We start from the raw sequence: 20,157 nt of genomic DNA, 5'->3' as shown, positions 1-20,157 counted from the left end.
TATTCGCGTTTGCAGTGACACATCGTCCACCCGATGCGGCCGGGGATCAAGCCCCCGGCCGTCAGGTTGTTGCTGGCTGTCAGGCAGCCATCAGCCCCAGCACTTGGCGAGGCCTTCCTTGGTGTCGATGGACTTCACGCCATTGGCCGGCTTGTCGGTGACGAGGTTGACGCCGGTGTCGAAGAAGTTCTTGCCTTCGGTCGGCTTCGGCTTGGTGCCGTCCTTGGCGAAAGCGGCGATCGCCTCGATGCCGAGCGCCGCCATCTGCAGCGGATATTGCTGCGAGGTGGCGCCGATCACGCCTTCGGTCACCGACTTCACGCCGGGGCAGCCGCCGTCGACCGAGACGATCAGCACCTGGCTTTCGAGACCGACGGCCTTGAGCGCCTGGTAGGCGCCGACAGCGGCTGGCTCGTTGATGGTGTGGATGACGTTGATGGTGTTGTCCTTCTGCAGAAGGTTCTCCATCGCCTTGCGGCCACCCTCTTCGTTGCCATTCGTCACGTCATGGCCGACGATGCGCGCATCGTCCTCGTCGCCGATCTTGTTGGGGTCCTTCACGTCGATGCCGTAACCCATCATGAAGCCCTGGTCGCGCAGCACGTCCACCGTCGGCTGCGACGGCGACAGGTCGAGGAAGCCGATTTTGGCGTCCTTGGCCTTGTCGCCGAGCGTCGCGGCGGCCCAGGCGCCGATCAGCTTGCCGGCTTCCAGATTGTCCGTGGCAAAGGTCGCGTCGGCGGCGTCGATCGGATCAAGCGGGGTGTCGAGCGCGATCACCAGCAGGCCCGCGTCACGCGCCTTCTTCACCGTCGGCACGATGCCCTTGGTGTCGGAAGCGGTGATCAGGATACCCTTGGCGCCGTCGGCGATGCAGCTTTCGATCGCCGCCACCTGGCTCTCGCTGTCGCCGTCGATCTTGCCGGCGTAGGTCTTGAGATCGACGCCAAGCTCCTTGGCCTTGGCGGTGGCGCCTTCCTTCATCTTGACGAAGAAGGGGTTGGTGTCGGTCTTGGTGATCAGGCAGGCGCCGACACCGGCGGCCGATGCCGTCGATGCAAATGCCATCAGGCCGAGGCCGGCCGCGGCAAACACGGTGGATTTCAACAGTTTTGACTTGGTCACGATCTTCCTCCCATGGGAACCATTCAGGATGCCGGCCAACCGGCATCTCAAGCGCATCCAACGATTTTCTCCCAGCGTGGACGCCGCCCCAACAGACACCAGTCCGCATGACGTGTCAATAATTAAATCACTCTTATTTATTATTGACACACTTGCCTCGTTCGCCCATTCTGGCCCAAAAGCAGTGTGGGGAAACGACGGGAGGAACAAGGGTGGAGACCGGCATTGCGAGGCACGGTTCGCCCGAGGCAGCCGAGAGCCGTCTGCACCGTGGCACCAACCAGAGCGGGATGCGCGACCACAATGAGCGGCTGGTGCTGTCGCTCGTGCGCCAGCATGGCAGCCTGGCCAAATCCGACATAGCGCGCATGACCGGCCTTTCGGCGCAGACCGTCTCGGTCATCATGCGCGAACTGGAAGAAGACAGCCTGCTCGTGCGCCAGGCGCCGTTGCGCGGCAAGATCGGCCAACCCTCCATCCCCATGGCGCTCAATCCCGAAGGCGCCTTCTTCATCGGCCTCAAGATCGGCCGTCGCAGCGCCGAATTGGTGCTGATCGACTTCCTCGGCACCGTGCGCTCGATGCTGCACCACTCCTACCGCTATCCGGCGCCGCGCGAGACGGTGGAATTCGTCACCGCCGGCATGAAGACGATGCGCGGCGAACTGACGCCGGCGCAGGACAAGCGCATTGCCGGGCTTGGCATCGCCATGCCGTTCGAACTGTGGAACTGGGCCGACACGGCGGGGGCGCCGCGCGAGGTCATGGACGAATGGCGCCATCGCGACATCCGCTCAGACATCCAGGCGCAGTGCGATTTTCCGGTCTATCTGCAGAACGACGCCACTTCGGCCTGCGGCGCGGAACTTGTCTTCGGCCAGGCGGCGGCGCGCGACTTCGTCTATTTCTATATCGGCGCCTTTGCCGGCGGCGGCATCGTGCTCAACGGCCGGCTTTTCGGCGGTCCGACCGGCAATGCCGGCGCGCTGGGTTCAATGCCGGTGCCCGGACCCGACGGCAAGCCGACGCAGCTGATCGACGTCGCCTCGATCGCCATGCTGGAAAAGGCGCTCAATGCGCGCGGCGTCGAGGCTTCGCATCTGTGGACTTCGCCGCAGGACTGGGGCGACATCGGCGACGAGCTCGACACGTGGATCGCCACCGCCTCCCAGGCGCTCGCTTATGCCATCGTCGCGGCGTCCTCGGTGATCGATTTCGAAGCGGCGGTGATCGACGGCTGGATGCCGCTCACCGTACGCCGCCGCCTCGTCGATGCCGTCATCGAGGCGATCGGCACGATCGACGGCGAAGGCCTCAAGCTTCCCGCCGTGCGCGAAGGCACGGTCGGCATCCATGCGCGGGCGCTGGGCGGCGCCAGCCTGCCGCTTTCCGAGCGCTTCCTGATCGGCTCGACCACGATTTCCAGGAGCGCCTGAGCCATGCTGATCGGCATTCCGGCTCTGCTCGGTCCGGAGCTTCTGGCGATTTTGCGCTCCATGGGCCATGGCGACGAGATCGCGCTTGTCGACGGGAATTATCCGGCCGAGGAACAGGCGAAGCGGCTTATCCGCGCCGACGGTCATTCGCTGGTCCCGGTGCTCGACGCCATATTGAGCGTCCTGCCGGTGGACGACGCCGTGCCGGAAGCGCTGTTTCGCGCCTCGGTTAAGGGCGATCCCACGCTTGCCGATCCGGTTCATCACGAGATGGAGGCGGTCTGCGCCAGGCGCGCGCCGGGCCACAAGGTGGTTGCGCTGGCCGGTCCCGACTTCTATGCACGGGTCAAGGCCGCGCACGCGATCGTGGCGACCAGCGAACCCAGGCTCTACGCCAACATTATCATCCGCAAGGGCGTGATCTATCCGCCGGAGACCAAGAAACAATGATCCTCTGCTGCGGCGAAGCCCTGATCGACATGCTGCCGCGCACCACCACGGACGGAGAACCCGCCTTTGCGCCCTATGTCGGCGGCGCGGTGTTCAACTCGGCCATCGCGCTCGGCCGGCTGGGCGCGCCCGCGGGCTTCTTTTCCGGCCTGTCGTCGGACCTGTTCGGCGGCCAGTTCCGGGACGCGCTTGGGGCAAGCAAGGTCAGCTCGACCTACGCGCACACCTCGCCCCGTCCGACGACGCTTGCCTTCGTGCGGCTGAACAACGGCCAGGCGACCTACACCTTCTATGACGAGAACACTGCCGGACGCATGCTGACCATCGAGGATCTGCCGGAACTCGGCGCCGAGATCGAGGCCATGCTTTTCGGGGCCATCAGCCTGATCTCCGAGCCGGCCGGATCGGCCTATGAGGAGTTCATGCGGCGCGAGCACGAGCGCCGCGTCATGATGCTCGACCCCAACATCCGGCCGAATTTCATCCCCGACAAGGCCAAGCACCTCAGGCGCATTCGCTCGATGATGGCCATGGCCGACATCGTGAAATTGTCGGACGAGGACCTGAACTGGTTCGGCGAAGCCGGCTCGCATGAGGACGTCATCCGCAATTGGCTCGATCGCGGGCCGAAGCTGATCGTCGTCACCCATGGCAGCGAAGGTGCTGTCGGCTACAGCCGCGAGCACAAGGTCACGGTGATGCCTCAGAAGGTCACGGTGGTCGACACGGTCGGCGCCGGCGACACCTTCAACGCCGGCATCCTCGCCTCGCTGCACGAACAGGGCCTGCTCACCAAGGCGGCGATCGGCGACCTGCCTGAGGACGCGATCCGCCAGGCGCTGGCGCTCGGCGCCAAGGCCGCCGCGGTGACCGTATCGCGGGCCGGCGCCAATCCGCCCTGGCGGCATGAAATCGCCTGATCGGAGCGCAGAACGGCCGGAAATGCGCTTTGCCAACTGATCACTTTATGTGTCGCGAGGCGAAAAGACGCGATGAAAGGGACGTGTTGCGCCCAGCGAAGGCCGGAATTCCGGCATCCTGCGGCAATGCACCTGAAATCGCGGTAACAGACTGCGACACCTAGGCAATTCGCGGTTTGGCCGGTTCGGCTTTCTCGACCGCGCCAAGTCTGGTACCAGCGGGCCGATCAAGTTTGTTGTGCGTGTCGTTGTCTCGAAATCGGCACACCCTCGGGTCCGGCCCGTGGGCAAGCTTTTGGGCGACACGCACCAATCCGTTTTGAGGCAGACATGCAGTTCATCGATCTTGGCGCGCAGCGCGAACGAATCCGCGACCGGCTGAAAGCCGCGATCGACCATGTCATCGAAGATGGCCGCTACATCCTGGGGCCTCAGGTCACGGAATTCGAGAACAAGCTCGCCGCCTATGTCGGCACCAAACATGTCGTGGCCTGCGCCAACGGTACCGACGCGCTGCTGCTGCCGTTGTTTGCGGCCGGCATCGGACCGGGCGATGCCGTGTTCGTGCCGAGCTTCACCTTTGCCGCGACGGCGGAAGTCGTGGCGCTGGCCAAGGCCGATCCGGTGTTCGTCGACGTCGATCCTGAGACCTACAACATCGACATCGCCAGCCTCGAGGCGGCGATCGCCATGATCAAGGATGAAGGCCGGTTGCAGCCGAAGGCGATCATCCCGGTCGACCTGTTCGGGCTCGCCGCCGACTATGAGGCGATCATGGCGATCGCCAACCGCGAAGGGCTGCTGGTGATCGAGGATGCCGCCCAGTCGATGGGTGGCTCGCTCGACGGCAAGATGTGCGGCGCCTTCGGCCATGTCGGCTCGACCAGCTTCTATCCGGCGAAGCCCCTCGGCTGCTACGGCGATGGCGGCGCGATGTTCACCAATGACGATGCGATGGCCGACAAGCTCCGCTCCTTCGCCTTCCACGGCAAGGGCGAAACGCAATACGACAATGTCCGCGTCGGCATCAATTCGCGACTCGACACGCTGCAGGCAGCGATCCTGATCGAGAAGCTGGCGATCCTGGAAGACGAGATGGTCGCCCGGCAGGTGGTCGCCAAGCGCTATGCCGAAGGCCTCGGCGACATCGTCAAGGCGTCCCGCAATCTGGACGGCAGCCGGTCAGCCTGGGCGCAATATGCCATCGAGACGCCGAAGCGCGACGGGCTGAAGGCGCATCTGGGCGAAAAGGGCATCCCCTCGGTCATCTACTACGTAAAGCCGCTGCACAGCCAGATCGCCTATCGCGACTATCCACGCACACCGACCGGCCTTGCCGTTTCGGAGGAACTGCCGAAGCGCATCCTGTGCCTGCCGATGCATCCCTATCTCAGCGAAGCCGACCAGGACCGGATCATCGAGACGATCCGCAACTACATCGGCTCGAACTCGGCGCACGTTGCCGCGGCGTAAAATGCGAGCGCCGTCAGCCAGGTGAATCGTCAGGCCGGACTTGCTGCCTTCCCGCTGGCGATGAAATGTGGGTTGGCGAAATCCGCGTCGTCAGCCTGCTTGCGCTTGCCGTAAGCCAGCGGCTTGCCGTCCAGCGTGCGCGTCACGCCGCCTGCAGCGCGCAGCACCGCGTCGCCGGCCGCCGTGTCCCATTCCATGGTGCGGCCGAAGCGCGGATAGATATCGGCTTCGGCCGCCGCGACGAGGCAGAATTTCAGTGACGAGCCGACCGAGACGATCTCGGCGGCGCCGAGATCACGGATGAAGGCGTCGGTTTCCGGCGTGTTGTGGGAGCGGCTGGCAACGACGGCCGGTGGCTCAGCGGCCGGCCGTGCCGAGATCGGCCGACGGCCGACGATGCGAAAATCGCCATCGACTTCGATTGATTCCGCCCTGCCCAGCCGTCCCGAGAAGAAGCGCCCGGTGCAGGGCGCGAAGACGACGCCGACTTCCGGCACGCCATGGCGAACCAGCGCGATGTTGACGGTGAAATCGGTCCTGCGGTTGACGAATTCCTTGGTGCCGTCGAGCGGATCGATCAGGAAGAAGGCATCACCGAGATCGCTCGGCATGATGCCGGCCGAGGCTTCCTCCTCGGCCACGCATGGAATTTCGGGAAATGCGGCGCGCAGGCCGGCGAGGATGATCTTCTCGCTCTCGCGATCGGCTTCGGTCACCGGTGAACTGTCGGACTTGCGATCGACCGCGCAGCCCTCGTGAAAGACGCGCATGACCTCGCGACCGGCCTCCAGCGCAAGGCGCTCGAATACGCCGAGCATCGCCTCGTCGTCAGATACCGCCGCCGTTGTCGTATTGGTCTTCGGCAATGTCGCGCTCGTTCAGCCAGAGTTCCAGGGCCTCTACCATCTCCTCGGCAGATTTGCCGAGTGTCTCGAGATGGATTTCGGGTTTTTCCGGCGCTTCATACGGTGAGTCGACGCCGGTGAAATTCTTGATCTCGCCATTCAGCGCCCGCGCATAGAGGCCCTTCGGATCGCGCCTGGCGCATTCCTCGAACGGCGTGTCGACGAACACTTCGATGAATTCGCCGTCGGCCATCAACTCCCTGGCCATGCGCCGCTCGGCGCTGAACGGGGAAATGAAGGATACGATGACGATCAGCCCGGCGTCGGCCATCAGGCGCGCCACTTCGGCGACGCGGCGGATGTTTTCGACGCGGTCGGCATCGGTGAAGCCGAGATCGCGGTTGAGGCCGTGGCGAACATTGTCGCCGTCCAGGATGTAGGTGTGGCGGCCCGAGGCGAAGAGCTTCTTCTCGAACAGATTGGCGATAGTCGACTTGCCGGAGCCGGAAAGCCCGGTGAACCAGAACACGGCGGGGCGCTGGTTCTTCAGGTCAGAGCGGCCATGCTTGCCGACATCGAGCGACTGCCAGTGGATATTTTCGGCACGGCGCAGCGAATGCAAAATCATGCCGGCGCCGACCGTGGCGTTGGTGATGCGGTCGATCAGGATGAAGGCGCCGGTGGTGCGGTTCTCGCCAAAGGTGTCGAAGGCGATCGGCGACCGGGTCGAGATGTTGCAGATACCGACTTCGTTCATCTCCAGCGACTTCGCCGCCTCATGGGCGAAGTCGTTGACGTTGACGCGGTACTTCAGGTCGGTGACGGTGGCGCTGGTCTGGTCGGTCTCGGTGCGCAGGATGTAGGAGCGGCCGGGCAGCAGAGCGTGTTCGTCGAACCAGACGATGTTGGCGGCGAACTGATCGGCGACCTGCGGTCTGGCTGCCGGCGACACCAGCATGTTGCCACGCGAGACCTCGACCTCGTCGTCGAGAACCAAGGTGATGGCCTGGCCGGCAACCGCCTGGCTGCGATCGCCGCCATGCGCGACGATGCGCCTGACACGCGAGGATTTTCCGGATTTGGCGACGACGACCTCGTCACCCTGTGCAACCGTGCCGGACGCGATGGTGCCGGCAAAGCCGCGGAAGTCGAGATTGGGGCGGTTGACATACTGCACCGGGAAACGGAACGGCAGCTCGGCGGCAGCTTCATCGATCGACACGTTTTCGAGATGCTCGATCAGCGTCGGGCCGGAATACCATTTCGTCTTGTCGGAGCGGCCGGTGACGTTGTCGCCGTAGCGGGCGGACATCGGGATCGGCATGACCGTCTGGAAGCCGAGTTCCTGCGAGAACTGCCTGTAGTCTTCGACGATCCGATCGAAGACGCCATGGTCGAAGCCGACGAGGTCGATCTTGTTGACAGCGAGCACGATGTGGCGGATGCCGAGCAGCGAGGCGATGATCGAATGACGCCTGGTCTGGCGCAGCACGCCCTGGCGGGCGTCGATCAGCACGATGGCGAGATCGGCAGTCGAGGCGCCGGTCGCCATGTTACGCGTGTACTGTTCGTGGCCGGGCGTGTCGGCAACGATGAACTTGCGCTTCGGCGTGGCGAAGAAGCGATAGGCGACGTCGATGGTGATGCCCTGCTCGCGCTCGGCCTCGAGGCCGTCGACCAGAAGCGCAAAGTCGATGTCGTCGCCAGTGGTGCCGTGCTTGCGCGAATCGCGCTCGAGCGCGGCGAGCTGGTCCTCGAAAATCTGCTTGGTGTCCGACAGCAGGCGGCCGATCAGGGTCGACTTGCCGTCGTCGACGGAGCCGCAGGTGAGGAAGCGCAGCAGTGACTTCTTCTCCTGCGCCGCCATGTATTCGCGGATGCTGTCGGTCGGGGCGAGGCTCTTGGCCAGGATGTGGCGCATGCTCAGAAATACCCTTCGCGCTTCTTCTTTTCCATCGAGCCGGCTTCATCGCGGTCGATGAGGCGGCCCTGGCGCTCGGAGGTGCGCGCCGTCAGCATCTCGCCAACAATGGCCTCAAGTGTGTCGGCGTCGGATTCGATGGCGCCGGTCAGCGGATAGCAGCCAAGGGTGCGGAAGCGCACAAGCCGGTTCTCCACGGTTTCGCCCGGTCGCAATTGCATGCGCTCGTCGTCCTTCAAAATAAGCATGCCGTCGCGCTCGACGACCGGACGCTCCTTGGCGAAGTAGAGCGGCACGATCGGGATGTTTTCCTGCAGAATGTACTGCCAGATGTCGAGCTCGGTCCAGTTCGACAACGGAAACACGCGGATCGATTCCCCAGCTGCGATGCGGGTGTTGAATATCTTCCACATTTCCGGCCGCTGGTTCTTCGGATCCCAGGCGTGCTGGGCGTTGCGGAAGGAAAAGATGCGCTCCTTGGCGCGCGACTTCTCCTCGTCGCGGCGCGCGCCGCCGAAGGCGGCGTCAAAACCGTATTTGTCGAGCGCCTGGCGCAGCGCCACGGTCTTCATCACATGGGTGTGGGTGTTGGAGCCATGATCGAAGGGATTGATGTTGTCGCGCACCCCATCTTCGTTGACATGGACCAGAAGGTCGAAACCGAGCTTCTGCGCCATCTGATCGCGAAAGGTGATCATTTCGCGGAACTTCCAGGTCGTGTCGACATGCAGAAACGGGAAAGGCGGCTTGGCGGGATAGAACGCCTTCATTGCCAGATGCATCAGCACCGAGGAATCCTTGCCCACCGAATAGAGCATGACCGGCTTGCTGAACGCAGCCGCGACCTCGCGGAAGATGTGGATGGATTCGGCCTCAAGCCGCTGCAGGTGCGTTAGTGCGATATTCATGGACTGTGAGCGTTCTCTCGTGCCATCCAGACCTTGCATCGACGCATCAGGCACAGTTTTTCAACAGCCCGGTTCAAGCTTCACGTCTGGACATTATGATTTCGTGCCGGCGTTCTAGCAGATCGCCATTGCCGGGAACAATGCCGTAGAGGTCCGCCACCGGGCGGATAGAGAATGAATTTTCCACGCAAAGCTTAAAAACCGGAAATTCCTGCCTGACGGGCCGATGTGCCTAAAAGGCCGCGAAAAACTATTGCCGCCGCAAGGACGCCGCCTAGCGAAAGGCTGATGTCACGGGGGCGTAAAGGCCATGCTGGCGATTTTTGATCAGGAGCCGGGCCTCGCCGCACTATCGAAGATCGGACCCAGCCGCTATACCGGACGCAGAAGATGGGCCAGCGGCCGCCTTGCGGCGCGTGGATTTCGAAGGTGATCTTGTTTGCTGCCACCAGAAAGCAGCGTCCCCCCACCCCCGCAATTGTGAACCAGAGCATTGAACCGGCTTTCATCCATAAGACGTCACTTCACGCCTTCGCAGATCAACATCTACTTCTCCATCGTCTGCTTCTTTTCTCCGCCGGTTCTGGGATCGGTGGTCAGCTTCGTGTTCAGTGGCGGCGCCCTTTGGTCCGTCCTGCTGCTCGCCGTGAAGCGGCGGCGCTTCAACATCGACCGGCCGATGCTGGCGATGACGGTGGCGATCTATGCCTATTGCGCCGCGATGATCCTCGCTTCGATCGTCAACAACACGCTCAGGGCTGACGCGGTCTATTTCCTGCCGCTGATAACCTTGCTGTTTTTCCCCCTCTCCTACTCGACCTGGAGCATTACCGAAAAAGCCACCCTTGTGCGCATTGTCGTGCTGGCCAGCATGGCGGCCTGTTTTGGCGCCCTGGCTTTGGCCATCGTGCAATATTACTGGCTTGGCATGAGGGCTGAAGGCGGGGCGGGAAATGCGATCGTATTCGCGACCGTCGCCTGTCTCAGCGTCATGATGTGCCTGGCCGGCGCCCTGTCGGGCATCGAGAGGGTGTGGAAGCCGTTGATCTTAGCGGCGCTGGCCGGCGCCGTTGCGATTGTCTGTTCGGGTTCGCGCATCATCTGGCTGGCCATGCTGATCGCCGGCATTGCCGTGCTTCTGATCAACCGGCGCAAGCTCACCGGCAAGAATTCCATGCGCCTGCTGCTGATCGCCGCCGGGATCGGGCTGGTGATCGCGGCGGTCGGCTTCCCCATCATATTGGAGCGCGCCGATTTCCTGTTCAGCGACTGGGATGCGCTGAACAGCAAGGGCGACCACTCGACGGCACTCGGGCTGCGCGTGGCGCTTTGGCAGATCGGCCTTGGCGCATTCCGCGAGATGCCGATTTTCGGACATGGCATCGCCGCCAGCCGTGACCTCATGCATCAGGGTTTCCAGGACCAGTTCGGCATGGACCGCGGCTTCAGCCATTTCCACAACGGCTTCCTGACGGTCATGGTAGAGGCTGGAATTCTGGGGGCCATCGCGCTGGCTGGGATATTCGTGGTTGCCGCCAGAAATGCGGCCAGGGTGCTGCGCATCAGCGCCGATCCGCTGGAGCGCTTCGGCGCAACGATGCTCGTCGTCACAGTGATCACCTATCTGATCGGCGGGCTGACCGGCATCCTGGTCGGCCATGACATTCTCGATTCGACCTTGATGGTGTTCCTGGTCGGCGGGACATATCTTGCCTCGGGGCGTCAGCAGCCATTGCCGGTAGCATCGGCAGTTGACTGACAATTTTCGGACAAGGCCATGAGAGTGCTGGTCACAGGCGCGACGGGGTTCATCGGGCGCCAGGTCGCGCAGCAGCTCCGTGAAGCCGGGTTCGAGGTGCGGATCGCCTCCCGTCATCCCGAACGCTTCGAGCCGGCGAGCGATGCTGTCCCGCTGCCGGACCCCAACGCACCGGCCGCTGCGTTCCTGGCCATCATGCAGGACGTCACACATGTCGTTCACTGCGCCGCCCTGAATAATGACCGCGACGCAAGCGAGGCCGACTATTTGAGAGCCAACGCGGAACTGACCGGACAGTTGGCACGGGCCGCTGCCGAGCGGGCCGGCGGACGCTTCATTTATCTGTCGTCGATCCGGGCGGTGGCCGGTCCCGGCTTCAGCGGCACCATCGACGAGAAAACACCCCCTGCCCCGCAATGCGCCTATGGGCGTTCGAAGCGCGAAGGCGAGATCAGGACGCTGGACGCCTATAGGTCGGCAGGCCGGTCCGACGCTGCCGTGCTGCGCCTGCCGCCCGTCCATGGCGAGGGCATTAAGGGAAACCTGTCGACGCTGATGCGGTTGGCCGACACCGTCATGCCGCTGCCGGCGGCCGCGCTGAGGGGGATCCGCTCGCTGATATCTTGCGAGGCGGCCGCGCACGCCGTGCTGCACCTGTTGACCCGGTCGACGCTGCTCCACCCCGTCTATGTCGCCGGCGATCGCCGCCCCAGCCTGATTTCGGAGATCATCACCGCCTTTCGGCAAGGCTTCGGACGGCCGGCGCGGCTGTTTGCCATGCCCGCGGCGCCGATGCGGGCGGCAGCGTCCTTGCTGGGCAGGGGCAGCACCTGGGAGACCATAACCGCGACGCAGATCTGCGATCCGTCGCTGCTTGCTTCGCAAGGCTGGACGCCGGAAACCGACACGCTCGAACAGTTGGCCGAGATGGCCAGGCGCAGCAAGTTCGGAGCCTGATCAAAACCGCATTCCGTGTTTGGGGTGATCAGCCCCGATAGATCGTGCGCAGCAAGATCCCGAGATCGCCGCCGATCGAGGCCGTCTTCAGATATTCGGCATCGGTTTCGGCGCAGAGCTTGGGATCTGACATGTCGATCCCCCTGACCTGGGCGAGGCCGGTTATGCCAGGGAGCGCCTGCAGCACGCCCAACTCTCTTCGGTGCCCGATCAGTTCCGTCTGCGTGGGCAGGCATGGGCGCGGCCCGACGAGGCTCATCTCGCCTTTCAGGACGTTCCAGAGCTGCGGCAACTCGTCGATCTTGGTCCCGCGCAAAACCTTCCCGACGGCGGTGACGGAATTGGCCGGCGCCTCGTGCGTCGGCAAGGACGGCGTTCCCTGATGCATCGTTCTCAACTTGTGACAGCGAAAAGGCAAACCGCCCTGCCCAACCCGGACCTGGGAAAACAGCGCCGGCCCTGGCGAAGACATCTTGACGGCCAGCATGGCGATCAGCAGGACGGGCGACGTCAGCACCAGCATCAGCGCTGCGATCACCAGATCGAAGGCTCGCTTCGCTGACGCGGACCTGCGGTTCGCATTCATGCTCTAGATCCGGCGCCAGAGGAAAGCGAGATAAAGCCCAAGCGTTCCCAAAAAAGTCTGCCGGTAGACGCCGCTCCTGCGCAGCAGGCGCAAGCGGCGAACGACATTGCCCCTGCGTGCCCTTATGAACAGGCCGAGGCAGGCCGCCGCATCCTTGGTGAGGATATCGCGGTTGACGGCGAGGCCGCCGAGATTGGTGTCGGTCCAGCCGGCAAACTCGCCCCTGGACAGGCGCGCGAGCCTGGAAAGCCTCGCCTTCCAGGAGACATTGGCGCCAACCAGATTTGCCGCGTGCTGGCGGTAGCGCACCAGGGGCCGCGGATCGTAGCGGACAATGCCGCCGGCGGCGGTGACGATCAGGTAGGCCCACCAGTCGTGGCTGACGAACTCCGTCCTTGCCGATGCCTTGGCCAGGAGGTCACGCGCGGTGCGGTTGATCATCATCGTGTTGCCGCCGGCGATGCTCTGTACGAGGGCATTGCGAAACGATGGCGGCTGCCCGAACAGCGGCGAATGGCCTTCGGCGGTTCCGGTTTCGGAAATGGTCGCGGTTCTGGAGCAGAACAGAAGCGGGGTCGCCGCATCCAATGTCTCGATCCAGCGCAGCGCGCTTTCCAGTCGGTCGGGCTCCCAGACGTCGTCCTGGTCGCAAAAGGCGTAGCAGTCGGCATCGATGCGCGGATCGACGATCATCGAACGGAAATTGGCGGCAAAGCCCCGGCGCGGTCCTTCCATCAGGGTCAGCCGCCCCTTGTGCCAGCGGGCCTGCCACGCGCGGATCAGATCGGTCGTGCCGTCCGTGGAACCGTCGTCGGAGACCCACAGGTCTATGTGGGGATGCGACTGCGCGAGCAGCGACTCCAGCTGCTCGGCGATGAAGGCCGCGCCGTCCTTCGTGCCCAACAGAACGGCCACGCGCTGGTCTTGTCTGATCACGGGTTTAGAATCACCTGAACTGCCCGAAATGGCTATCGGATTGGTTTCAATAGCCAATCACGGCCATCTGCGACAGAGTCTAGCCGACTTGTCCGACTGTTTTCGGTCTGGTTTCCTGGGGTGCGCCGCCGATTGGTTTTTCCGCCTGATACAGCGCCGCCAGCACCTCTAGTGCCGCCGCCTTGTCCTGGTCACGCATTGCCGCCTGCAGCATCGTCAGCGCGGCCTGGATCCTGGGCCATTCCACGACATCGGTCCGCAGGCCGAAAATCTTGGCAATATCGAGCTTGACGACCTCCTCGTTCTCGCCCTGAAGCGTCTCGTGCAGCTTCTCGCCGGGCCTGATGCCGGTGAAACGGATTGGAATGTCGGTGTAGGGGCTCTTGCCGGCCATGCGGATCATGGTTTCGGCGACCTCGAGGATCGGCACGGGCTTGCCCATGTCGAGCATATAGATGGCATAGTCGTCCTTGCCCTCGCGCCGCTCCGAATCCGCGGCCGACATGATGACAAGGTCGACGGCCTCGGCCACGGTCATGAAATAGCGCGTCATGCGCCGGTCGGTGATGGTGACTGGGCCACCCGCCTCGATCTGCGCCTGGAAGATGGTGGCCACGGAGCCGTTGGAGCCAAACACGTTGCCAAAACGCACGGCGATGAATTTGGTGCCGGAGCGACGCCCGCCGAGCCCGGTGGCATGCGTCCCATGCAAGGAACTGACGATCTGCTCGGCCGCCCTTTTGGTGATGCCGAGCACCGAGGTGGGGTCGACCGCCTTGTCGCTCGAAATCAGCAGGAACTGCGGCACCCCGCATTTGGCGGCGACTTCGGCGCAGGCGAGCGTTCCGAAAATGTTGGTCTGAATGGCCGATTCCCAGTTCTCCTCGAGCAGCGGCACGTGCTTCAGCGCCGCGGCATGGAAGATGATGGCCGGCTTGAATTCGCTGACGACGCGCGTCATCTGGCGCCGGTCGGTGACATCGATGATGCGGCACTTCAGCCGATCATGGTCCTTTTCCTCGATGGACTGGTCGAGCTGGAAAATGCCGAATTCCGAGATATCGGCGACCAGAACGGCCTCGGCGCCGAGTTCCAGCGAGCGCTTGACCAGGATGCGGCCGATGGAGCCGGCCCCCCCCGTCACCAGGACGCGCTTGCCGCTGACGAAAGCGCCGATACGCTCGATGTCGGGCGGAACGGTCGAGCGGCGCAGGATCGTTTCCATCTCGACCGCGTCGAGGACCAGCTTGCCGCCCTGCCCGAGCTCCGAGAAGCCGGAGAACTGAACGACGGCAATGCCGCTGTGGCGGGCGACGCGAACCAGCTCCGAATACTCCTCGATCTCGCGTTCGGCGCCGTTGCCGAAAATCAGCAGGTCGAGATTCTCGGTGCCCTTGGTGTATTCCTCCAGCACTTCGACAAGGCGCGGGCGGAGCGCCACCACCGGAACGCCCTGGATCCGCGTGCCCCGCCGCGCCTCGCTCTCGATGGCCATGATGCCGGCGATGGCATACTCGGCCGGCTGCGCCGTGCGCGTGAAACGGATGATCACGTCGGCCTCGCTCAGCCTGCCGATGAACAGTGCCTGCTTGACCAGCTTGTTGTTGGTGCTGCGGCCGAGGATACGCCAGCTCGCGCCGTCGCGAAGGAACCGGTAGTAGAGCCGGGGCGCCGATATGATGGTGAAGGAGACCAGGAAGAAGACGATGAACTGGCGCTCGTTGAGGCCGATCACCGGCTGGAAGGCGCGAAACGCCAGCGAGGCGCTATAGAGCAGCACAGTCAAGGTCGCGCAGCCCTTCAGGATGTTGAAGAAGTCGGGCGTCGAGGCGAACCGCCACACGGTGTTGTAGAGGCCGCAATATCTGAACAGCAAATGGCTGAGAACGACAATGCTCGCCCAGAATGCCAGGCCCGTAGGTGAGAACGTATCGAACGAAAGATTCGACCGCGACAGCACCAGGCTGAGCACCATCGCGATCAGGACCATGACGATGTCCTGAAGCATGATGATGGCGCGCCGTATCTTCGGCCGAAGTCCGGACACGGCTTCTACGTATGAGGTCATTGGCCAGTACTGAACTCCAGGCGCGAAGATAGTAGCGCTAAAGTGGCGCCAGATCGACTGTCATCCGCCACCGGCCACCTATCAGAGTGCCAAATCTTCAACCCGCCGCCCTCTATCGCATAGCGCGGAGTTGGGGGCATCGCCAGAGAATTTTCGCAAAGAGGTGGGGTTAAGAGACTGGGGTGCAGGGCTGCCACAGTGCCCAGGCTCCGCTGCAGCCGTCATAGAAGGCAGCGGCAAAGGCATTTGCGCTCAGGGCGCTTTTGATACTTCCATCGAAGCGGGTTGAACCGCATCGGCTATGGAGATGATAGTCGAAAGCTTGTCGGTCTTTCCCCAGAAGGCCAGCGGCTCATAGTCTGGATAGGGATAGTGGCCAAGGTTGAGGTCTATCTTCCAGCCATATTCCCGAATCCAGGTCTCAACCAACGTGCGAACCGAAATCGGCTTCCCCGAGCAGATGTTGATCGGGCCAATGTCTTGCCCCAGCGTCGCAAGTATAGCAAGAAACCTTGAAACGGTCGTCACCGGCAGATAGTCGCGTAACTGCTCACCGCCGGACATGTCGAAGACTTTCTTTCTTTCTGTAACCGCATTACGCAATTGCGAAAGAAGCGAGTTGGAGGACTGACCGTCACCATACAGATAAAATAACCTCGCCCAAACGAGATTAAAGCTATGTTGGGCCGATAGAAATTGCAATTGCTTGTATAAGGTGTTCTTGGCAAATCCGTAGCAATTGCTCGGCAAGCATATGGTCTCCTCACCGAGAGCACCAGATTGCATACCATATTCGAAGCAAGTTCCTGTCACAGTTAGCGCGGGCAATCCGGTCTTTACGAGTCGAGCGAGGAATGAGTACTGGGCCGGCAACTCTTTCTCAAAATGGTGCAGCGAGTGATAGTTCGGCAATCCATCCCATGCGAGATGGATAAGCACGTCCGGCGAACCTAAGCTCGGCCAGTCAGGCTCGTCGCCAGCGCCTATGGCAATCTGCCGGACTTCCGTCCCCATCTGCACGAATTCATCCGGCAGGCGCGAAGCGTCGCGCACGCACGCTGTCGTTTCATGGCCGCGCCGACACAGTTCGGCCAGGACATGACGTCCAATAAAGCCTGTCGCGCCTGTTACCGCGACGCGCATCAAAATACCTTGAGTTCGGGTATGGACGTCACGAAGCTTGCACCCCATTCGCGGACGTATGCAAGTTGGCTGGTTATCTCTTCAGACAGATTCCATGGAAGGATAACTATGTAGTCTGGCTTTTCGTCGCGGATCTTTTCCTCGCCGGCGATTGGAATCCTGCTTCCTGGCATGAACTTCCCCTGCTTGGCAGGATTGAGGTCCACGACAACGCTTATCAGATCTGGCCGAATACCGGCGTAGTTGAGGAATGTGTTACCCTTTGCAGCGGCACCGTAGGCGACGACCTTCTTTCCGTCGTCCCGCGCTGCTATGAGAAATGAAAGCAGCGCGTTCTTTGCATGATTGGTTCTCGCCTGGAAACCGGCATAACCTTCGCGAGAAGTGAGGCCCGCAGCCCTCTCACGCTCCAGCATCGCCTCAACAGAGGTGCGTTTTTCGCGCTTCCCCGTGTCTTTCCTCTGCGCGAATACACGCAAGCTGCCACCATGAGTCGACAACTCTTCAACATCGAAGACAGACAAGCCATTCGCGTCGAATATTTGATCTACTGCGGTTAAAGATAGATAGGAGAAATGCTCATGATAAATCGTATCGAACTGGACGAGATCACGCAGATTGAGCAGAGAAGGAAATTCGAAAGTCGAAACGCCGTTCGGTTTCAAGATCCTCGCAAACCCCTTCACGAAATCATTGATATCCGGCACGTGAGCGAGCACATTGTTCGCGGCGGTAAGGTCAGCACCCAGGCCCTCGTTCGCTAGCTTTTGACCGAGTGCCTCGCCGAAAAACGACTGGACTATGTCGATCCCCTTTTCGCGCGCTGCTCTAGCAGTGCTTTCAGTAGGTTCGATGCCAAGACATGGAATGGCGGCTGCCTTGAAATATTGCAACAGATAGCCGTCATTGGCGGCAACTTCAACCACGTGGCTAGCGGGGCTGAGGCCGAACCGTGCAGTCATTGCCTCACAATAATGTTTGGAATGCCTAAGCCAGGAGGCCGAAAAGCTAGAGAAATACGCATATTCCTGATCAAATAGTTCGTCAAACCTGGCAAAATCCTCTGTTTGCACCAGCCAGCATTGAGTGCAAACGAGAACGCGGAGCGGAAACCATTTCTCCGGACCCCGCATTGCCTCTGCAGTTAGATATGCGTTCGAAGGGGGGGCGCTGCCTAGGTCGACGAAGCTCTGCGTGACCGGTGCACGGCAGTGTCTACAAATCATGTCTTCAAACTCTCGAATGCGCTTGTGATGAAAGGATGGCCTTCGTCGCGAGTTGAGCGCTCAGTGATCGTCAATGGCCACTCGATACCGAATGCGGGATCGAGCATGTTGACGGCGTCCTCCGCCTCGGCCGAGTAGGGAGCTGTGTGAAAATAGAGCATCTCGCAATCGCTGCATAGCGTCTGAAAGCCATGGGCGAAGCCCTCGGGAATGTAGAGACTGTTGTGGTTTTCGGCGCTTAGAACAGCGCCATACCATTTGCCAAATGTGGCAGACCCCTTCCGAAGATCGACTGCAACGTCGAAGACCTCGCCGCGCAAACACGACACGATCTTCGTTTCTTGATGGGGCTCACGCTGAAAATGCATGCCGCGTGCCGCTCCGGTGTTTCGTGTCAACGTGTGATTGACCTGGGCAATCTTGCGCCCATCGAGGAAAGAGGCAAACTCGGTGGTGCAGAACAACCGCTCCAAGTAGCCGCGGTGATCGCCGATGACCTTCCGCGCAATCAACAGAAGCCCGGTCAGGGGCGTTTGCTCGACGGAAAAACGCGCGCTCATGGGACGGGGCTATCCAGATAGCTGCCGATCTGTTCCCGACACAGCTCAGCCATGTCTTGGCCGCGCGTCCAGGCGTCATGCCATCGAACCGTCTCTTCGAGCGCGCGACGAAGTCTCCAGCGGGGCTGCCATTTCAATCTGACTCGGGCCTTTGAACTCGACAGGGTCAGCATACCTGCCTCGTGCGGGCGCTCGCCGTCGAAAATCTCCCAGCGCGTCTGCGGACGTAAGGCGTGCAGTGTCTCGACGATCCAGCGTACCGGCTTGGCGTCATCCTCGTCCGGTCCAAAATTCCAGCCTTCGGCGAAGCCGACATTGTCGCGCCACAATGCTTCGGCCACCAACAGATAGCCAGACAATGGCTCGAGCACGTGTTGCCAAGGACGGGTCGCTTCGGGCGAACGGATGACGAGTGTTTCATTGCGGTCGATGGCGCGTAGAAAATCTGGTACCAACCTGTCTGCCGACCAGTCTCCGCCGCCTATCACATTGCCGGCACGGGCAGTCGCGACGCCAACGCCGGCGGCGGCCAGGAACGAACGGCGATAAGCCGCGGTCACAAGTTCGGAGCAGCCTTTGCTGCTCGAATAGGGGTCGTGACCTCCCATCGCCTCGTCCTCGCGATAGGCCCAAACCCATTCGCGATTCTCGTAACATTTATCGGTGGTGACGTTGACGACCACCTTGACGGATGGCGTATGTCGGACGGCCTCCAGGAGATGTGCCGTGCCCATTACGTTCGTTGCATAGGTTGCAAGCGGGTCGGAATATGAGCGGCGCACCAGCGGTTGGGCCGCCAGATGCAGCACGATTTCGGGCGCTGCCGACAAAACTGCGTCGCGTAGCTTGCCGGCGTCGCGAATGTCGCAGCGCAAGTCTGAATCTAGGAACGTGCTCACTCCGGCGATGTCATAGAGCGATGGGCTGGTGTCCGGGTCCAACGAGAGGCCGGTGATCCTGGCCCCCATCATCGAAAGCCAAATACAAATCCAGCCGCCCTTGAAGCCGGTGTGGCCCGTAACAAGAACTCTTTTGCCGGCCCAGAAGTCCGGGTTGGGATTGACGGTTGTCATTGCCACACTCGCCATGGCGCCTTGCCGCCCTCCCACAACGCCTCGAGCTGGTGGCGATCACGCAACGTGTCCATGGGCTGCCAGAAGCCATTGTGGCGCCAGGCAGCAAGTTGACCGTCCGACGCGAGGGTCTCGAGTGGCTCCCTCTCCCAAACCGTTGCGTCGCCGGAGATGCGGTCGATCACTTGCGGCTCCAATACGAAGAACCCTGCGTTGATCACTCCCCCATCGGCCTTTGGTTTTTCCTGAAATGATTTGACGTCATCACCGTCCAGGTTAAGCGCGCCGAAGCGGCCGGGCGGTGTCGCGGCCGTAAGCGTTGCGAGTTTGCCGTGATGACGATGAAACTCAATGGTTGCCGCAATGTCTATGTCACCAACGCCGTCGCCATAGGTGAAGCAGAAAGTCTCATCGCCTATGTATTCACGCACGCGACGAAGGCGTCCTCCCGTCATGGTGCTATCTCCAGTGTCAATAAGCGTAACCTTCCAATCCTCGGCTCGACTCTGATGAGTTACCATCTGGTTTTTTGCAATGTCAAAAGTTACGTCACACATATGCAGGAAGTAATTTGCAAAATATTCCTTGATCATATATCCTTTATAACCGCAACAAACTATAAATTCATTTATACCGTGTGCCGAATAACTCTTCATAATATGCCAAAGAATCGGTCGGCCGCCAATTTCTACCAATGGCTTGGGTCGAATAGACGTCTCTTCCGCCAATCGTGTACCGAGTCCGCCGGCGAGTATCACCGCTTTCATTCAT

Annotated in this window: 18 protein-coding genes; 6 read left to right on the top strand and 12 right to left on the bottom strand. The window is 61.7% G+C overall.

The window, feature by feature from the left end; genetic code table 11:
- Positions 1-90: 90 nt before the first annotated feature.
- Entirely contained in the window at positions 91-1,068 is a 978-nt protein-coding gene (locus DH08_RS34795; RefSeq protein ID WP_428339848.1) for a sugar ABC transporter substrate-binding protein, read from the bottom strand.
- A gap of 269 nt (positions 1,069-1,337) precedes the next feature.
- Between DH08_RS34795 and DH08_RS34790 the strand changes: the two genes are divergently transcribed.
- From DH08_RS34790 to DH08_RS34775, 4 genes are all read left to right on the top strand, one after another.
- A complete protein-coding gene (locus DH08_RS34790; RefSeq protein ID WP_192183709.1) occupies positions 1,338-2,561 on the top strand; it encodes an ROK family protein in 1,224 nt (407 codons plus the stop codon).
- A gap of 3 nt (positions 2,562-2,564) precedes the next feature.
- Complete coding sequence (locus tag DH08_RS34785; protein ID WP_006206269.1) at positions 2,565-3,011, top strand: RbsD/FucU family protein; 447 nt, start codon at positions 2,565-2,567, stop codon at positions 3,009-3,011.
- Positions 3,008-3,931, top strand: coding sequence for a carbohydrate kinase family protein (locus tag DH08_RS34780; RefSeq protein WP_006206270.1), 924 nt, complete (start codon positions 3,008-3,010; stop codon positions 3,929-3,931). Before DH08_RS34785 ends, DH08_RS34780 begins: the two co-directional genes overlap by 4 nt.
- Before the next feature lie 330 nt (positions 3,932-4,261).
- On the top strand, positions 4,262-5,404 hold the full coding sequence (locus DH08_RS34775) for a DegT/DnrJ/EryC1/StrS family aminotransferase (RefSeq protein WP_192183708.1): 1,143 nt from the start codon (positions 4,262-4,264) through the stop codon (positions 5,402-5,404).
- Positions 5,405-5,433: 29 nt separating this feature from the next.
- Here DH08_RS34775 and cysQ read toward each other — a convergent pair whose 3' ends face one another.
- Genes cysQ through cysD form a run of 3 tightly spaced genes read right to left on the bottom strand, consistent with a single transcriptional unit; the run spans position 5,434 to position 9,078 of the window.
- Positions 5,434-6,222, bottom strand: a complete 789-nt coding sequence (gene cysQ / locus DH08_RS34770) for a 3'(2'),5'-bisphosphate nucleotidase CysQ (protein ID WP_192183747.1) — start codon at positions 6,220-6,222, stop codon at positions 5,434-5,436.
- Positions 6,223-6,232: 10 nt separating this feature from the next.
- Entirely contained in the window at positions 6,233-8,170 is a 1,938-nt protein-coding gene (cysN, locus tag DH08_RS34765) for a sulfate adenylyltransferase subunit CysN (protein ID WP_192183707.1), read from the bottom strand.
- 2 nt (positions 8,171-8,172) lie between these two features.
- Complete coding sequence (cysD, locus tag DH08_RS34760) at positions 8,173-9,078, bottom strand: sulfate adenylyltransferase subunit CysD (protein WP_006206275.1); 906 nt, start codon at positions 9,076-9,078, stop codon at positions 8,173-8,175.
- 493 nt (positions 9,079-9,571) lie between these two features.
- On the opposite strand from cysD, the gene DH08_RS34755 reads away from it, so the two are divergent.
- Both DH08_RS34755 and DH08_RS34750 read left to right on the top strand, forming a co-directional pair.
- Positions 9,572-10,837 (top strand): O-antigen ligase family protein, encoded by a 1,266-nt coding sequence (locus DH08_RS34755; RefSeq protein ID WP_192183706.1) that lies wholly within the window; start codon positions 9,572-9,574, stop codon positions 10,835-10,837.
- A gap of 18 nt (positions 10,838-10,855) precedes the next feature.
- Entirely contained in the window at positions 10,856-11,794 is a 939-nt protein-coding gene (locus tag DH08_RS34750; protein WP_192183705.1) for an NAD-dependent epimerase/dehydratase family protein, read from the top strand.
- 28 nt (positions 11,795-11,822) lie between these two features.
- On the opposite strand, the gene DH08_RS34745 is transcribed toward DH08_RS34750, so the two are convergent.
- The 8 genes from DH08_RS34745 to rfbF all read right to left on the bottom strand — a co-directional run bounded on the left by DH08_RS34745 (position 11,823) and on the right by rfbF (position 20,153).
- Positions 11,823-12,380 carry a sugar transferase gene (locus DH08_RS34745; RefSeq protein ID WP_192183704.1) on the bottom strand — a complete coding sequence of 186 codons (558 nt, stop codon included), beginning with the start codon at positions 12,378-12,380 and terminating at the stop codon, positions 11,823-11,825.
- A gap of 3 nt (positions 12,381-12,383) precedes the next feature.
- A complete protein-coding gene (locus DH08_RS34740) occupies positions 12,384-13,295 on the bottom strand; it encodes a glycosyltransferase family 2 protein (RefSeq protein ID WP_345892490.1) in 912 nt (303 codons plus the stop codon).
- 100 nt (positions 13,296-13,395) lie between these two features.
- Positions 13,396-15,384 carry a nucleoside-diphosphate sugar epimerase/dehydratase gene (locus DH08_RS34735; protein WP_192183702.1) on the bottom strand — a complete coding sequence of 663 codons (1,989 nt, stop codon included), beginning with the start codon at positions 15,382-15,384 and terminating at the stop codon, positions 13,396-13,398.
- Positions 15,385-15,636: 252 nt separating this feature from the next.
- The gene (locus DH08_RS34730; protein WP_192183701.1) at positions 15,637-16,527 is read right to left on the bottom strand and encodes an NAD-dependent epimerase/dehydratase family protein; all 891 of its coding nucleotides are present in this window, start codon (positions 16,525-16,527) and stop codon (positions 15,637-15,639) included.
- Positions 16,527-17,753, bottom strand: a complete 1,227-nt coding sequence (locus DH08_RS34725; protein WP_192183700.1) for a class I SAM-dependent methyltransferase — start codon at positions 17,751-17,753, stop codon at positions 16,527-16,529. The genes DH08_RS34730 and DH08_RS34725 overlap by 1 nt, the downstream gene beginning before the upstream one ends.
- Complete coding sequence (gene rfbC, locus DH08_RS34720; protein WP_192183699.1) at positions 17,750-18,313, bottom strand: dTDP-4-dehydrorhamnose 3,5-epimerase; 564 nt, start codon at positions 18,311-18,313, stop codon at positions 17,750-17,752. The genes DH08_RS34725 and rfbC overlap by 4 nt, the downstream gene beginning before the upstream one ends.
- On the bottom strand, positions 18,310-19,386 hold the full coding sequence (rfbG, locus tag DH08_RS34715; protein WP_192183698.1) for a CDP-glucose 4,6-dehydratase: 1,077 nt from the start codon (positions 19,384-19,386) through the stop codon (positions 18,310-18,312). Before rfbG ends, rfbC begins: the two co-directional genes overlap by 4 nt.
- A complete protein-coding gene (gene rfbF / locus DH08_RS34710; RefSeq protein WP_192183697.1) occupies positions 19,383-20,153 on the bottom strand; it encodes a glucose-1-phosphate cytidylyltransferase in 771 nt (256 codons plus the stop codon). The genes rfbG and rfbF overlap by 4 nt, the downstream gene beginning before the upstream one ends.
- Positions 20,154-20,157 lie beyond the last annotated feature (4 nt).

Origin of the sequence: Mesorhizobium amorphae (assembly GCF_014843845.1) — a bacterium.
GTDB lineage: Bacteria > Pseudomonadota > Alphaproteobacteria > Rhizobiales > Rhizobiaceae > Mesorhizobium > Mesorhizobium amorphae_A.
The sequence above is the reverse complement of the archived record's forward strand: the minus strand, read 5'-3'. Positions and strand labels throughout refer to the sequence as shown.

Bases quoted from the DNA above. Each gene is read 5' to 3' on its own strand.
- DH08_RS34795 (WP_428339848.1), bottom strand. From the start codon at position 1,068: ATGGCATTTGCATCGACGGCATCGGCCGCCGGTGTCGGCGCCTGCCTG.
- DH08_RS34785 (WP_006206269.1), top strand. From the start codon at position 2,565: ATGCTGATCGGCATTCCGGCTCTGCTCGGTCCGGAGCTTCTGGCGATT.
- DH08_RS34780 (WP_006206270.1), top strand. From the start codon at position 3,008: ATGATCCTCTGCTGCGGCGAAGCCCTGATCGACATGCTGCCGCGCACC.
- DH08_RS34775 (WP_192183708.1), top strand. From the start codon at position 4,262: ATGCAGTTCATCGATCTTGGCGCGCAGCGCGAACGAATCCGCGACCGG.
- cysQ (WP_192183747.1), bottom strand. From the start codon at position 6,222: ATGCTCGGCGTATTCGAGCGCCTTGCGCTGGAGGCCGGTCGCGAGGTC.
- cysN (WP_192183707.1), bottom strand. From the start codon at position 8,170: ATGCGCCACATCCTGGCCAAGAGCCTCGCCCCGACCGACAGCATCCGC.
- cysD (WP_006206275.1), bottom strand. From the start codon at position 9,078: ATGAATATCGCACTAACGCACCTGCAGCGGCTTGAGGCCGAATCCATC.
- DH08_RS34750 (WP_192183705.1), top strand. From the start codon at position 10,856: ATGAGAGTGCTGGTCACAGGCGCGACGGGGTTCATCGGGCGCCAGGTC.
- DH08_RS34745 (WP_192183704.1), bottom strand. From the start codon at position 12,380: ATGAATGCGAACCGCAGGTCCGCGTCAGCGAAGCGAGCCTTCGATCTG.
- DH08_RS34735 (WP_192183702.1), bottom strand. From the start codon at position 15,384: ATGACCTCATACGTAGAAGCCGTGTCCGGACTTCGGCCGAAGATACGG.
- DH08_RS34730 (WP_192183701.1), bottom strand. From the start codon at position 16,527: ATGCGCGTCGCGGTAACAGGCGCGACAGGCTTTATTGGACGTCATGTC.
- DH08_RS34725 (WP_192183700.1), bottom strand. From the start codon at position 17,753: ATGATTTGTAGACACTGCCGTGCACCGGTCACGCAGAGCTTCGTCGAC.
- rfbC (WP_192183699.1), bottom strand. From the start codon at position 18,313: ATGAGCGCGCGTTTTTCCGTCGAGCAAACGCCCCTGACCGGGCTTCTG.
- rfbG (WP_192183698.1), bottom strand. From the start codon at position 19,386: ATGACAACCGTCAATCCCAACCCGGACTTCTGGGCCGGCAAAAGAGTT.
- rfbF (WP_192183697.1), bottom strand. From the start codon at position 20,153: ATGAAAGCGGTGATACTCGCCGGCGGACTCGGTACACGATTGGCGGAA.